Raw genomic sequence first — 14,651 nt, 5'->3', positions numbered from 1 at the left:
TTCAAAACAAAGGAATTTAAAAAAAAAGGAATTTAAAAAAAAGGGAGTTTAAAAAAAGAGGGTTCAAAAAAAATCCCCCCAAAAAAGAGGGTTAAAAAAGAGAGTTCCACAAAGGGCTAAACATTAATAAGCGAACACGTAATTCAAATACACGCTATAGAGCCTTCTGTATTTGAGTTCAGCCCCCATAAAGGAATAGTAGTTTGTGTTGATGGTAGGGATTTTCACGCCTAGTTCAATGCCATGCTGAGCGGCATGATCGCTGCCTTTTTTCTTAGACCTGGCTAAATTCATCCTCACTCCCATGTTGAATAAGAATTGGAAGTTCGCCACATTCATTTTAGCGTTATAGACATTATTCACGGTGGCTAAATTCACGTATTCAGAATTAAGCCACGAAGTGCCCGCTAACGCAATACCGCCAAAAAGCCCCACAGAAAGCTTGTTGTTCTTGCCTAAGAAATTGGTGGCTTTATCGTTGATGAAGTTATAGAGGGCGTCCGCTCCAAAACCATAAGTCCACACATCAGAAGCCGAGTTGAAGAAGCTAGATTTGATGAACGCATGGTTGTAGTCAAAAAAGCCGTAATACCTAGCGCCCCATTTCCTTTTTTGGCCAAAGAATTGTTTGTAGCCCACTTGAATACCGATCCCATTCATGGCACCATTATTGGTTTGAGAGCTGACGATGCCCAATTTCCTAAAGGGGTTACGCCCTAGCTCTTGATTGATGGTTTGGATTTGGTTGTAAGTGTTTTGATTGAGATAGTAATTGGTTTCTATGCCTTGCGGGCTATAGGGGTTGTTCTTTTTGCTCACCGCATTTTGCAAGCTTTGCGCGTTAGGGATGCTTGAAAGCGCAGTAGTGATGCTGTTATAAGTGTTGCCTAATTCATTGTATCTAGATTTGAAATTCACCAAAGTGTCAGCGATGTTTTCGGCTTGCTGTATTTGCTGCTCTTGAGTGCCAAAATGAGCGATGCTGTTGGTTAAATTCGTTATGGTTTGTTCCACATAGGCGCAACCGGCCCCCCAAGTGTTAGAAGTTGTCTGACCTGGATTGGTGCCCCTACGCTCACCCCCTTCCACTTGATAACACACCCCTAAAGAGCCATTTACAAAGGCTGTAGGGATTTTTTGAAAGTTTTTCACCACTTGTTCGGCTTGGTTTAAAATCTCTGCTTGGGCTTGAGCGTTTTTGAGCATGCTTTGTGCAAAGCTAGCGTCTGTGTAAGGGTTGAATGGTTTTCCAGTGTCCAAGTTGTTTTGATTTTGCACATTTTCACTAACGATTTTACTTTGCGCGACAGCTTCTTGCGCGTTAGCGATCATGCCTTGGATAGCGCTGATTTCATTCTTAAACATCCCACACATTGTCCCATTGCCGCTTATCCCTGGCCAATACCCGTTACCACCATTCTGGAAGTTTGGGCATGCCTCATTTAAGGTAGTGATAATGACGCTCGCTTGTTTTAAAAGCTCTTGAGCACTATTGGTTGTATTGATCTGTTCTGTTGTTGATGTTGTTGTTCCTCCAATCCACGAGGTTGAAATAGCTTTCCCATGACTCCAGTGGTATACTAAAGGTTCATTTGGTTTGCCCCCCGTTCTTTTGTCTCCATTGATAGTGAAATCAAGTTTTGTAGTGGTGTTGCTTAAAACGGGAACCCCATCTCCATCAGATCCATTCGCTGTCAAAGCCTTTTGAATGATTTGATAGGCTTGATTGATTTTCGCATAATTTGCAGTGGATATAGGCCCACCATGTCCTGGCTCATAATACGAATTGCAAGTGATGGTCGTCGTATTTTGTCCTGGCACATTATTAAAAGTTTGGATACCTCCATTCGCGTTCTCGTTACTGCCAGGACCACAAGCAGTAAAAGCGTAGCTTGTAACTTGCCACAACCCCACCGCCGCATTCAACGCTAAAAGCACGGCTTGATACGCCGGGGAGTTGGTTTTGACATCAAGCAAATTCCTAGAGCTTGAGCCTAGATTATCCCTTGCGTCGTTAATCGCGCTCGGATCAGCGGATAATTGGATAAGGTTGTTTAAGGTGCTGTATCTGGTTAAAAGATTGTTCAAACTTTCATACTTATCCGAAAGCTTTTGTATTTCTCCTGTGTTTGTTACCATTTGAGCGGCTTCACCGATTTGATAGCCCGCACTCATGTAAAAGCCGTCGTCTTCAGCGTGGAGCAAAAACGAGAGAGAGAGAGAGAGAGTAAAAGGGTTTTTTTCATGTTTTTTCTCCTTTTTTGAAACGAGTGTTTTAATGTATTAAACATGGGGCGTATTATAGCATGAAAGCGTTTTTTTTTGTCATTTTCTTAAAAATTTTGTCATTTTTTTGATTTTTAGCGTTTTTTGTGGTGCTTTTTGTTTGGTGTTAGCCCATAAAAAGGCTTTTAGCATTTTTTAAGGTTAAATAGTAAAGAGCTTGATTTTGCCATAACCTCTTTAAAAAGGGTCTTTTGGGGCGTTTGCCCCTTATGAGTGAGAAAGTTTATTTTTTGTGGGGGAAATTGTGTGGGTTGCCTTTATCCCCAACATAAGCGATTTTATCGCCTAAAATGTCATAAGCTTGACCAAAGCCTTTCACAAAACGCCCTTCTTTGAAATCCAATGCGATCAAATGGAAATCTTGCATGGCGCGAATGGTTTTAATGCCCCCAGCACCGCCGGTTTTTTCAATGAAAGAATCAAACGCTTTGTCAAACTCTGCCCCTCTTTCAATAAATCTTGCGTTGGTTTTATAACGCAAACGTTTCCTCAAAATAGCTGATTTAGCCTTGCTTTCATCTTCTAAAAACATCACTTCCACATTGTGGGGGTTGTTTTTAAGGCCCGCAAAATGCTCAGCCACTTCGCTCACATAAATGTAATATTGTTTGCCATCTGTCATTAAGGGGGCATAAGAGCATACCACATGCCCATTAGGGTGCAAGGTCGCTAAACAAACAGAATCAAAGCTTTCTTTAAAAGCTTTAACTTCTTCTTCCACGCCTTTTAAATCATGGGTTTTTTCCACGCTTTGGCACAATTCAATGATCGCATTTTTGTAGTCTTTGGGGTCTTTAACTTCGTGGTTAAATTCAATCCTTAAGGTTTGATTGTTATTGTAACCAATCACAATGCCTTGTGGATCCACGCTTTTAAAGGCGACATTTTCAGCGTGATAGACTTGCCCGAATTTTTTCAACAAACCTTTCATGTCTTCAACATGGTGAGCGTTCATGTGCTCTATAATACGATTAAGCAAAACATTCTCCTTAGTTTCAAAAAATAAGGGGAATGTTATAACAAAAAATTAAATATTAGCTTAATCTTTAGCGGAAATTTTGGTTTTGATTTCTATGCCTAAAAGTTTGAAAGCGTTGCTTAAACTCAAGCTCACCATTAAACAAATTTTTAAAAGCTCTTTCGCTTTAGGGGTGTCTAAGATTTTGCCAGCGTTATAGAAGCGGTGGAATTCTGAAGCGAGGGTTTTTGCGTATTCGCACATTTTTTGCAAGCCGTATTCTTCAAAAGAAGATTCAATTGCTTTAGGCAAGCTTAAAGCGCTAAAAAGCAGGTATTTTTCCTCAGCGTTTAAATTTTTTAAAGGGGTTTGCAAAATCTCTTCTTTAGAAAAGGGCGATTTTTCTAGCATGGTGTGGATGCGCGAATTAGCGTAATGGATATAGTAAATGGGGTTTGAGCTGTCTTGCTTTTTTAAGGTATTGACATCAAATTCTAAATGGGTGTCAAGCCGTTTGCTCAAAAAAATAAGCCTCAAAGCGTCTTTACCCACATCATCAACCACATCTTTAATCAAAATAAAATTACCCGCTCTTTTACTCATCTTGTAAGGCTCGTTATCTTTGAGCAAGCGCACCATTTGAGCGAGTAAGACTTCAAGCTTGTTGGAATCATAGCCCAAAAACTCAAGGCTGGCTTTCACTCTAGCGATATAGCCGTGGTGGTCTGCCCCCCAAATGTTGATGTATTTGGTGTAATTTTGTTGGAATTTTTCATCATGATAGACAATATCGCCGGCTAAATAAGTGTAGCTTTTATCTTCTTTAATCAGCACCCGATCGCTTTCATCTTGGTAGAGTGAAGATTTGAGCCAGATTTTAGAATCCTTTTCATAAAGGGCGTTCGCTTTTTCTAATCGTTCAAACACCGCATCTTTATGTTTAAAAATTTCTTTTTCGCTCGCATAGGAATCAAAATGAATGCCTAAAGCGTCTAAATTATCTTTAATTTCTAAAAGCATTAGATCCTTAGCATAGCCGCTCAAAACTTCAATGATAGTTTCTTCGTTTTCTTTAAAAAGGCTTGGCTCTAAATCGTTGTTCGCTTTTTTAGCGATTTCAATGATGTATTCGCCTTTGTAAAAGACTTCTGGGTAAGTTACGCTTTCTTTTAAAACATGCTCTCTGTAAGCGAGCCATACAGAAAGCCCTAACAAGCGGATTTGAGATCCCATGTCATTGACATAATATTCGCATAAAACTTCATGCCCTAAAAAGCGAGCGATTTTAGCCAAACTATCGCCAAACACCGCCCCTCTAGCATGCCCTATGTGTAAAGGCCCTGTGGGGTTAGCGCTCACAAATTCTAAAAAGATTTTTTGAGAACGTTCGCTTTTAATTTGAGAGCCAAATTGTTCTTTTAATTCTAAAGCCTTTTGGGTGAAACGCTCTAAAAGATCTAAAGAAAGCGTGAAATTGATATAGCCCTTACAAGCCACTACGCTGTCAAAAAGCCCTTGAGTTTTTTCATGCGTGCTGATTTTAAGGGCTAACTCTTCAGCGATAACTAAGGGCGATTTTTTAAAAACTTTGGCGAGATTGAAAGCAATGGGCGTAGCGTAATGCCCATGCTCTCTGTCTTTAGGGTATTCAATAATGACTTCAGCTTCTAAAATCTCTTCTAAAACGCCCTTAATGAGAGTGTGCATGTTCAACTTTCTTGTTTGCTTTTAATCTCGCTACTCTCATGCACTTTGGCTTGCGTTGCTTGAGCGTCTAGGGTTTTTGGCTCGTTTTTAGCCTCTTCTTCATCGTCTTTCACGGCTTTTTTGAAATTCTTAATCCCACTGCCTAAACCTTTAGCCAACTCTGGGATCTTTTTAGCCCCAAATAACAACACAATCACTAATAAAACAATGACCCAATGCCATATGCTTGTGAATCCGCCCATACTTTACTCCTTAATCTTATTGGTTGGTTTTTATTTGAATTATAGCTTTTTTAAAAAATAATTGATAGGTTTCATAAGGATTCGTTTTTCCAAGCCTTACAGATTTTTTCAAAATTAAACGCTTTTAGGCGATGGACTAAAGTTTTAGCGATGCTTAAGATGATTTCTTTGGATTTTTCTAAATCTTCATTGATGATGAGGTAATCAAAGCTTTCCAAGCACTGCATTTCTTTATAAGCGTTGATCAAGCGTTTTTCTATCGTCTCTTTAGAATCCGTTCCCCTTAAAAGCAAGCGCTCTTTTAAAATCTCTTGGTTTTTGGTGCTAATAAAGACTGAGCATGCGTTAGGGTAATGCTTTTTAAGGATTTCATGCCCTTGCACATCAATATCAAAAATGACGATTTTGCCCTCTTTTAAGGCTTTTTCTACAGGGATTTTAGAAGTGCCATAGTAGTGGTTATGCACGATCGCCCATTCTAAAAACTGCCCTTTTTCTATGCCTTGTTTGAATTCTTCTTCGCTGACAAAATTATAATGCAAGCCATCAACTTCGCCCTCTCTGGGTTTCCTCGTGGTGGTGGAAAGGGAAAAATGGGTTTTTGGGATTTTTTCTTGCAAATACTTTGTAAGGGTGCTTTTACCCGCTCCGCTAGGGCCTGAAAGGATGAGTAAATTAAAATCATTATGCATTAGGTTTTTTATCCTCTAAAGTGATTTTAATGCTTAAGGTTTTGTTTTCTAAAAGGCTTTTTAAGGACTCTTGATTCAGGCTTTTTAATAAATCTTGCAAATTCAAGCGCAATTCTAGGGGGCTAGAAGTTTTATCGCTTTCTTCTTTTTCTTGCGGGGTTTCTGTGTCGTTCTCATTCTTGGAGGTTTCTGTAACGCTCTCTTTAGGGGTTTCTGTGGCGTTTTCATTATTAGGGGTTTTTGCAACACTTTCATTCAAAAAGGGCAATTCTTCCCCCATCGCTTTAGCCATCACCGGCTCAGGAATGTCTTCAATGCTTTCGTAATGGTCTTCTTGGGGTTTTTCATCTTGGGTTTGTGGCGTTTCTTTTTCTTGGGTTTCTTCTTGTGGGGTTTCTTTTTCTTGTGATTGGGGGACTTCTACATCTTGCGGGGTTTCTGAGTTTTCTTCTTTTTCTAATTCTTGTGCTTGGGTTTCTTGGAGAGCTTCTGCGCTTTCTTGCGCTTTTTCTTTAGGAACTTCTAATTCTTGCACTTGGGTTTTTTCGGTAACAACTTCTTGGATTTCTTTATCTTGTGGAATTTCTGCACTTTCTTGCGTTTTTTCTTTATTCTCTTGGTCGTTAGAGTTTTCTTGGATTTCTTTGACTAATTCTTGCATGGCCTCTAATTCTTGCACGCTTGGGGAATCTTGTGTTTTTTCTTGTTTTTCTTCCTTATTTTCTTGCGTTTCTTCTTTGATTGGCTCTTGTTCTTTGACTTGCTCTTCTTGCGTTTCTTCTTTAACTTCTTCTTGCGCTTCTTCTTTGATCTCTTCCTTAACTTCTTCTTGCGTTTCTTCTTTAGGAATTTCTAATTTTTCTTGCGTTTCCAACTCTTTAGAAACTTCTTCATCTTTAGGGGTTTCACTCTCTTGCGTTTCATCATCTTTAGGCTTTTCTTCTTGGGGCGTTTCTTTAACCTCTTCTTTTTCTTCTTGCACATCTAAAGTGGGGAGTAATTGCTCTTCGTTGTTAGGCTCTTCTTTGGCTAGGGCTTCTAAATCGCCTAGATTTTCCAACTCATCCCAATTGGTTTCTAAAATTTCTTGAGTTGGGTCTAAATTCTGGCTAGGCTCTAGCTCGCTTGCGTTAGAGCCAAGCTTTTTTTGAAGGATTTTTAAAACTTCAGTGGGTAAAAAAGGTTTTTTGATTTTCATCTCAAAGCCCTCTAAAAAGGGCTGCATTTCATTGCCCTTTTTATACATGCACACGCTGTTTTTATTTTGAGAGATGGTTTCTTTTAACTCTAGCCAATCCACTTGATCTAGCTTTTCCAAACATTCATCATCGGCTATCAAAAGCCATTCTGGATCTCCTTTAAGGCGTGCGGATAACTCTTGATAGTGGTTAAAATTTTCTATAGATAATTCTAATTTCTTAGAAACACTCTCAAGCAGCTTTTCAATCATGGGGTTTTGGTTGAATAGAATCATTTTCATTTTAGGAACTCCTTATTTACAAGAAACGCTTTTTAAGCCTATCAATTTTCATCGCTTTTTTTAAATTTTTTATTATAATCAAAAATACAATCAAAAATCCACTGGGTTGGTTATTTTTATCGCATTATTAATAAGGATCATTTGATGTTAAACAAGTTTAAAAAAATCGTTGGCGTGGGCGTGTTAGTGAGCTGTTTAGGGGTTTTGCAAGCTAAAAACAGCTTATTTGTCTTACCTTATGAGCAAAGAGACGCTCTCAATTCTCTAGTTTCTGGCATTAGCAACGCCAGAGAGAGCGTGAAAATTGCTATTTATAGTTTCACGCACAAAGATATTGCAAGAGCCATTAAAAGCGTAGCGAGTAGGGGGATTAAGGTGCAAATCATTTATGATTATGAAAGCAATCACAATAACAAGCAATCCACTATTGGTTATTTAGACAAATACCCTAACACGAAAGTGTGCTTATTAAAGGGGCTTAAGGCTAAAAACGGGAATTATTACGGCATCATGCACCAAAAAGTGGCGATCATTGATGATAAAATCGTGTTTTTAGGCTCAGCGAATTGGAGCAAAAACGCTTTTGAAAACAATTATGAAGTGCTTCTAAAAACCGATGATACAGAGACGATCCTCAAAGCCAAGAGTTATTATCAAAAGATGCTAGAAGGTTGCGTTGGGTTTTAAAAGCCCTTTAGAAGTGGTAATTATACCCCACATAAAAGGCAAAAACCCTACGCATTTGAACCCTAAGCGCGTCGGTGGTGTAGTATTTGTTGTTAAGAGTGGGGAATTTAAACCCGATTTCAAATTCATGTTCATCTACGAATAAAGCTTTGAAACCAAAGTTAAAGAGGAATTGAAAAGAGGTGTTATCAACCCTACTACTATTAGTGATGCCTAATAATTCCTGCCCTTTATTGCCAATATACCAGCTATTCCCAGCAATCGCAATCCCCCCAAAAACGCCAATATCCACGCCAATATCATCTTGATAAAAACTCCCTTGGAAGAAATTCCATATCGCATCCACGCCCACGCCATAAGTGATCATGTTGTTGCCCCCATAATAGCCTTTAGGGTATCTCATGCCATAGCCTTGCCAATCTAAAAAAGCAAAATAGCGCAAACCCAAGACTTTATCCGGATGGAAAAAGTGGTTATAGCCCATGACTAAGCCAATCCCATTAGAACCCATGTTGGTGAGTTTTTTAACGCTATTAATGCTAGTCATTACATTGGTGTAACCGGTTTGATAGCTAGTCACTTCTCTAACTTCGTGAATATCAGTCATTAAATTGATAGAACCTGTTTGGTAATTGAATCCCATATACAAATTTTTTGTCCAAGAAGGGGCAGCGCTTTCTTCTGTAGCCATTAAAGCGTGTGCTAGTAAGCTCACACCAACCAACATTTTTAACAAGGTTCTCAATTTTATCTCCTGCATAGTAAGTTTCATTATAAAGATCTTAAAGATCTAAATTTTACAACAACTTGCTCAAAATTAAGCATTTATTCTTTATAAGAGAGTATAATTTAGGGCTTAAAATAACTCAAAAGTAAGGCTAGTGGATGAAAAAAGCGCTTTATTTAGGGGCTGTTGCGTTTGGCGTTGCATTCAGCATGGCATCAGCCAATGAGCCAAACATTGATTTTAACCCTCCTAATTATGTAGAAGAAACCCCCTCTAAAGAATTTATCCCTGAATTGAACAAGTTAGGGAGTTTGTTTGGGCAGGGTGAGCGCCCCTTATTTGCGGACAGGAGGGCGATGAAGCCTAACGATTTGATCACAATCATTGTCTCTGAAAAAGCGAGCGCGAATTATTCTAGCTCTAAAGATTATAAAAGCGCTTCAGGGGGTAATTCCACGCCCCCAAGACTCACTTATAATGGGCTAGATGAAAGAAAGAAAAAAGAAGCGGAATATTTGGACGATAAGAATAATTACAATTTCACCAAATCCAGCAATAACACGAATTTTAAAGGCGGTGGTTCGCAAAAAAAGAGCGAAGATTTAGAGATCGTGTTGAGCGCTCGCATCATTAAGGTGCTAGAAAACGGGAATTATTTCATCTATGGGAATAAGGAAGTGCTAGTGGATGGGGAAAAGCAAATCCTCAAGGTGAGTGGGGTGATCCGTCCTTATGATATTGAAAGGAATAACACTATCCAATCCAAGTTTTTGGCTGATGCTAAGATTGAATACACGAATTTAGGGCATTTGAGCGATTCCAATAAAAAGAAATTCGCTGCTGATGCGATGGAAACCCAAATGCCTTATTAAAAAGAGCAAAGCCTAGCATGAGAGCGATCGCTATTGTTTTAGCCAGAAGTTCCAGTAAAAGGATCAAGAATAAAAATATTATTGATTTTTTCAATAAACCCATGCTCGCTTACCCTATTGAAACAGTGCTAAATTCCAAGCTCTTTGAAAAGGTGTTTATCTCTAGCGATAGCATGGAGTATGTCAATTTAGCCAAAAATTATGGGGCGAGTTTTTTGAATTTACGCCCTAAAAATTTAGCGGACGACAGGGCCACGACTTTAGAAGTGATGGCCTATCACATGAAAGAATTAGAGTTAAAAGATGATGATATTGCGTGTTGTTTGTATGGCGTTTCAGTATTTTTACAAGAAAAGCATTTACAAAACGCTTGTGAAACTTTAAAACAAAATCAAAATACGGATTATGTTTTCACATGCTCTCCCTTTAGCGTTTCGCCCTATCGTTCTTTTAGCCTTGAAAACGGCGTTCAAATGGCTTTTAAAGAGCATTCAAACACGCGCACGCAAGATTTAAAAACGCTCTATCATGACGCAGGGTTGCTTTATATGGGGAAGGCTCAAGCCTTTAGGGAAATGCGGCCTATTTTTAGCCCAAATTCTATCGCTTTAGAATTATCGCCCCTAGAAGTCCAAGACATTGACACTTTAGAAGATTTAGAATTAGCCAAGATCAAATACAGCCGTTTGAAAAACGCATGCCAGTAAAAATTTTGTGCGATGCGTTTGTAACAAGCGGTTTAGGGCATGTGAGGCGTTGTGAAAAAATCCTTTCTTTTATAGAAAAATTAGGGGTTGAAGCGAGCCTTTATTTACACAAGCAAGATAATATAAGCGCTTTTTTAGAGGGTGTTGGTGGTAATGATTTTTTGATTGCAGACAGCTATTGTTTAAATTCAAAAGATTTTTACCTTTTAAAAGAAAAAGCCAAAAGCCTTATGGTCATAGAAGATGAAGAGCATGCTAAGGGGTTTTACCCTAAAAACACCAAGATCATGAATTTCACGCTGAACGCCTTAAAACACTATAGCCATGTATCTAAAGATCATTATTTGGGGGTGGGGTTTTACCCTGTTGATGCTCGTTTTATTTATGATCGCCCTATCAATACAGCAAATAAAGAAGTGCTGATCACTTTAGGGGGGAGCGAGCAAAAAACGCTCAAAGAGATAGTCAAAATTTTAGAAAATAAGAATGTGAATTTGCATATCATTTCACCTTATATCCCTAAAAATCCTCCCAAAAACGCACGCTATTACAGCCCTTTAAGCCCTTTAGAGTTCAGTTCTTTGATGAAATTTTGCACTTATGCCATTAGTGCTTCGGGCCAAACCCTCTATGAATTAGCCCTTTCTCAAACGCCCTCTCTTATCCTTCCCATTGCTTCTAATCAGATCGTTCAAAGCAAGGAATTTGAAAGCTTGGGTATTTTCAAGCAAACGAGTTTAAAAACTCTGGCTAAAGATTTTGAAAAATTGCGAATTCAAAAAAATCAAGCCTGGGCAAAAAACCTGGCCTTTGGGAGTGAGCTAGAGGGCGCATTGAGGGAGTTTTTAGAAATTTGAAAAAAAATTATTCTTATAAAAATATCCAAGCGATTGATTTTACCCAATTAAACGATGAAGAAAAGCTGTTGGTTTTAGAGTTTCGTAATCACCCAAACACTGCCTTATGGATGTATAGCGCTTTTATTTCTTTAAAAACGCATTTGCAATTCATAGAAGATCTCAAAAACTCGCCCAACCACCGCTATTTTTTGTTTAAAGAAAAGGGCGTTTATTTAGGGGTTGGCTCTATCACTAAAATCAATTTTTTTCATAAGCATGGGTATTTGGGGATTTATAAAAACCCTTTTTTGAAAAATAAGGGAGAAACGATTTTAAAAGCTTTAGAATGCATCGCTTTTGAAGAACTCCAATTAAATTCTTTACACTTAGAAGTGATGGAAAACAATTTCAAAGCGATCGCTTTTTATGAAAAAAACCATTATGAGTTAGAGGGGCGTTTGAAAGGCTTTATCTTTAAAGATAAGGAATTTATAGACGTTCTTTTGTATTATAAGGATAAGAAAGGATATAACGATCAATCTCTTCTAAAACCTTAGGGCAAATTTCTAGTTTTAAATCCAATACGCTTAAAAGCAAGTTGCAATCTTGTAATTTGACGAGATCTTTTGAAGTAACCAATAAGGAAGTGGCGTTATTTTGATAAAACTCTTTTTCTAAAAGATTCAAATCAAAAGGGGCATGGTCTCTAAAATACAATTTTTTAACCACTTCTTTGGGTAAAAACGCGTCAAGCCTGCTAGGGTTAGCGATAGCCGTTACTAAAAGCATGCGTTTGGTGGGGTGGGCGATAGAGGTGATTCTTTTATAATCCTTATCTTCTGTAACGACTAAATGGGCTTCTTTGTAGCTTTTAATATTTTCTCTATACAACCCGCTAGGCAAACAAAAAGGGTAGTAGGGGGGGACTTTAGGCTTTAAAAGCAAATTGAATTGGTTGAAATTAAACCTAAAACCATCGTCTAAAAACACGATCTTTGCCCCTAATTCAAGGGCTTTTAAAACGCCTAGCTCTCTTTTTTCGCTCACAATCACGCTCGCTTGTTTTAAATTTAAGGCTAAAAGATAGGCTTCATCGCCCGCTGTTTTTTGAGGAACTAAAATGTTTCCTTTAACGCTCACCACCACTAAACCTTTAGAATCCCGTTGATACCCTCTAGAAACAACCGCCACTTCTTGGTATCTTGGAGCGATTTCTAAAATAAAGGGCGTTTTACCGCTTCCCCCGGCGATCAAATTACCTATGCTGACAATGGGGATTTTAAAATCATGCCTTCTAGCGGTTTTTCGTTTAATTGTGGCAATAAATTGATAGATTAAAGAAAAAGGATAGAGCGCGAAAATCAACCCCTTTTGCAGGAGAGTTGGGTCATAAAAATAGCGCTCTAAAAAGGGTTTATCGCTTTTCATTCAGGGTTAAATCGTTTGGCGATGGTGGGTAATTCCAATTTAAAAGCGTTTTTTTGGATACGGCTTGTGATGTTTTTTACTAAAATTTCATCATAGCCTAATTGAGTGAGCGCTTCTGCATCAATGGGCTTGTTTTTGAACAACGCTTCAATATCCTTCAATAAAGGATCGATCACGCTATAAGGATAGCCCAAATCTTTTTCATCGCTTTGCCCCACAAATAAATCCGCGCTAGGGGGCTTATTTAAAATCTTTTTAGGGATATTTAAACGGCGAGCGAGTTCATAAACTTCGGTTTTAAATAATTCCCCAATCGGGTTAATCGCGCACGCCAAATCCCCAAATAAAGTGCCATAGCCTAGCATCCTTTCGCTTTTATTGCTCGTGCCAATGACTAAAGAATCGCTTTTTAAAGAATAGTCGTATAAAAAAGCCATGCGTAATCTTGCGCAAAAATTCCCCTTTCTAGTAAGGCTTGCATCTTTAAAATGAGAGCCAAAAATTTTATCATAGGGAGCGATAGAATATTCTGTATAAGGGATAGAAAACGTTTCGCACAAAGTTAAAGCGTCTGTTTTACTTTCTGGCATAGAGACTGAAGAGGGCATTAAAAGGGCATGGGCGTTTTCTTTAAAAACCTTTTGGCACAGCACCCCAACGACCGCGCTATCTAGCCCTCCGCTCAGCCCGTAAACGACTTTTTCAAAGCCTTTTTTTTGCACTTCTTTTTCTAAAAAATCGCATAAATAAGCGATGAGTTTTTGGTAATCTTTTTGCATGCCTTAAATTATAATAGAAAAAACACATCGTTTAAGTGAAAAATTAGCTTTTCTTGCTATAATCATCGTTTCACTTCTTTAAAAGTGCTCGTAGCTCAGCTGAATAGAGCAACAGGTTGCGGTCCTGTAGGTCGGGGGTTTGAATCCCTCCGAGCACACCATTTTTTAACATTCTGTATGTTTTTAAACATTATCGCTCCCATTATGGTAAAATAAATACTTGCTTAAACACGCTAGGAGATTTGATTTTGGCATTACCCATTTATTATGATAAAGACATTGATTTAGGCGTTATCCAATCCTTGCAAGTGGGCATTATTGGTTATGGCGCTCAAGCAAAAGCCCAAGCGCTCAATTTGAGGGACTCTAAAGTGAAGGTGCGTATTGGCTTGTATCAAGGGAGTTTGAGCGTTTCAAAAGCAAAAAAAGAGGGCTTTGAGGTGCTAGGAGTCAAGGAATTAGTCCAACAATCGGATGTGATCATGGCGTTACTCCCGGATGAATTGCATAAAGAAGTGTTAGAAAAAGAAGTGATCCCTTTTTTAAAAGAGGGGCAAATTATAGGCTTTGCTCATGGTTTTAGCGTGCATTTCAATCAAGTTGTTCTTCCAAAAGGCGTGGGCGCAATTTTAGTCGCGCCAAAAGGGCCTGGGAGCGCTTTAAGAGAAGAATACCTTAAAAATAAGGGCTTATACCATCTAATCGCCATAGAGCAAGAAAGTTCAAAAAATAACGCTAAAGCGGTGGCTTTAAGCTACGCCAAAGCGATGGGTGGGGGGAGAATGGGGGTTTTAGAAACGAGCTTTAAAGAAGAATGCGAGAGCGATTTATTCGGCGAGCAAGCGGTTTTGTGCGGAGGGTTAGAAGCGATTGTGAGAATGGGGTTTGAAACTTTAATCAAGGCAGGATACCCTGAAGAATTAGCCTATTTTGAATGCGTGCATGAAGTGAAATTAGTGGCGGATTTATTGCATTATAAGGGGGTAGAGGGTTTAAGAAAACACATTTCTAACACCGCTGAATTTGGGGCGATTAAAGCTAGAGAGCCTATGGGAAATCTGTTAGAAAAACGCATGCAAAAAATTTTAAAAAAGATTCAAAACGGCGCATTCGCTAAGGATTTTTTACTAGAAAAGAGCTTGAATTACCCCAGGTTAAACACAGAGAGGAAAGCCCTTAAAGAGACTAAAATAGAACAAATTGGGGAAATTTTACGCGCCCCATTCAATCATAAAAAATAAATCATT

14 protein-coding genes, 1 tRNA gene and 1 pseudogene are annotated in these 14,651 nt (G+C 38.6%); 7 read left to right on the top strand and 9 right to left on the bottom strand.

Going from position 1 to position 14,651, the window contains the following annotated elements:
• Window positions 1-123 precede the first annotated feature (123 nt).
• The 6 genes and pseudogenes from babB to chePep all read right to left on the bottom strand — a co-directional run bounded on the left by babB (window position 124) and on the right by chePep (window position 7,365).
• Window positions 124-2,246: pseudogene (gene babB / locus EXS92_RS00840) on the bottom strand (Hop family adhesin BabB).
• A gap of 263 nt (window positions 2,247-2,509) precedes the next feature.
• Window positions 2,510-3,265, bottom strand: coding sequence for a HugZ family heme oxygenase (locus tag EXS92_RS00835; protein ID WP_165515224.1), 756 nt, complete (start codon window positions 3,263-3,265; stop codon window positions 2,510-2,512).
• A 60-nt stretch (window positions 3,266-3,325) separates the two neighbouring features.
• Complete coding sequence (argS, locus tag EXS92_RS00830; RefSeq protein WP_165515222.1) at window positions 3,326-4,951, bottom strand: arginine--tRNA ligase; 1,626 nt, start codon at window positions 4,949-4,951, stop codon at window positions 3,326-3,328.
• A gap of 2 nt (window positions 4,952-4,953) precedes the next feature.
• Window positions 4,954-5,193 (bottom strand): twin-arginine translocase TatA/TatE family subunit, encoded by a 240-nt coding sequence (gene tatA / locus EXS92_RS00825; RefSeq protein ID WP_000508581.1) that lies wholly within the window; start codon window positions 5,191-5,193, stop codon window positions 4,954-4,956.
• Window positions 5,194-5,264: 71 nt separating this feature from the next.
• A complete protein-coding gene (gmk, locus tag EXS92_RS00820) occupies window positions 5,265-5,885 on the bottom strand; it encodes a guanylate kinase (RefSeq protein WP_000551229.1) in 621 nt (206 codons plus the stop codon).
• A complete protein-coding gene (gene chePep, locus EXS92_RS00815; protein ID WP_165515220.1) occupies window positions 5,878-7,365 on the bottom strand; it encodes a chemotaxis regulatory protein ChePep in 1,488 nt (495 codons plus the stop codon). The genes gmk and chePep overlap by 8 nt, the downstream gene beginning before the upstream one ends.
• A gap of 144 nt (window positions 7,366-7,509) precedes the next feature.
• Here chePep and EXS92_RS00810 point away from each other — a divergent pair, with 144 nt between their 5' ends.
• Entirely contained in the window at window positions 7,510-8,052 is a 543-nt protein-coding gene (locus EXS92_RS00810; RefSeq protein ID WP_000932516.1) for a phospholipase D-like domain-containing protein, read from the top strand.
• 7 nt (window positions 8,053-8,059) lie between these two features.
• Here the strand turns inward: EXS92_RS00810 and EXS92_RS00805 are convergent, their stop codons facing one another.
• Window positions 8,060-8,797, bottom strand: coding sequence for an outer membrane protein (locus EXS92_RS00805; protein ID WP_165515218.1), 738 nt, complete (start codon window positions 8,795-8,797; stop codon window positions 8,060-8,062).
• A gap of 140 nt (window positions 8,798-8,937) precedes the next feature.
• Between EXS92_RS00805 and flgH the strand changes: the two genes are divergently transcribed.
• From flgH to pseH, 4 genes are read left to right on the top strand one after another with little or no spacing between them, the layout of a single operon-like run.
• Complete coding sequence (gene flgH / locus EXS92_RS00800; RefSeq protein ID WP_000709968.1) at window positions 8,938-9,651, top strand: flagellar basal body L-ring protein FlgH; 714 nt, start codon at window positions 8,938-8,940, stop codon at window positions 9,649-9,651.
• Window positions 9,652-9,668: 17 nt separating this feature from the next.
• Entirely contained in the window at window positions 9,669-10,358 is a 690-nt protein-coding gene (gene pseF, locus EXS92_RS07935) for a pseudaminic acid cytidylyltransferase (protein WP_165515216.1), read from the top strand.
• Entirely contained in the window at window positions 10,349-11,215 is an 867-nt protein-coding gene (locus EXS92_RS07930) for a CMP-N-acetylneuraminic acid synthetase (RefSeq protein ID WP_242673970.1), read from the top strand. Before pseF ends, EXS92_RS07930 begins: the two co-directional genes overlap by 10 nt.
• Entirely contained in the window at window positions 11,212-11,754 is a 543-nt protein-coding gene (gene pseH / locus EXS92_RS00785; protein ID WP_165515214.1) for a UDP-4-amino-4,6-dideoxy-N-acetyl-beta-L-altrosamine N-acetyltransferase, read from the top strand. The genes EXS92_RS07930 and pseH overlap by 4 nt, the downstream gene beginning before the upstream one ends.
• On the opposite strand, the gene EXS92_RS00780 is transcribed toward pseH, so the two are convergent.
• Entirely contained in the window at window positions 11,687-12,625 is a 939-nt protein-coding gene (locus tag EXS92_RS00780; protein ID WP_165515212.1) for a tetraacyldisaccharide 4'-kinase, read from the bottom strand. The genes pseH and EXS92_RS00780 overlap by 68 nt on opposite strands.
• Entirely contained in the window at window positions 12,622-13,404 is a 783-nt protein-coding gene (locus EXS92_RS00775) for an NAD+ synthase (protein WP_165515211.1), read from the bottom strand. Before EXS92_RS00775 ends, EXS92_RS00780 begins: the two co-directional genes overlap by 4 nt.
• 84 nt (window positions 13,405-13,488) lie before the next feature.
• On the opposite strand from EXS92_RS00775, the gene EXS92_RS00770 reads away from it, so the two are divergent.
• A tRNA-Arg gene (locus EXS92_RS00770) sits at window positions 13,489-13,565 on the top strand.
• An 87-nt stretch (window positions 13,566-13,652) separates the two neighbouring features.
• Window positions 13,653-14,645: a ketol-acid reductoisomerase gene (gene ilvC / locus EXS92_RS00765; protein ID WP_165515209.1), complete on the top strand. Its 993-nt coding sequence runs from the start codon at window positions 13,653-13,655 to the stop codon at window positions 14,643-14,645.
• Window positions 14,646-14,651 lie beyond the last annotated feature (6 nt).

It is taken from the genome of Helicobacter pylori (genome assembly GCF_011175115.1).
GTDB classification, from domain to species: domain Bacteria; phylum Campylobacterota; class Campylobacteria; order Campylobacterales; family Helicobacteraceae; genus Helicobacter; species Helicobacter pylori_DF.
This window is presented reverse-complemented; position numbering and strand designations above follow the sequence as displayed.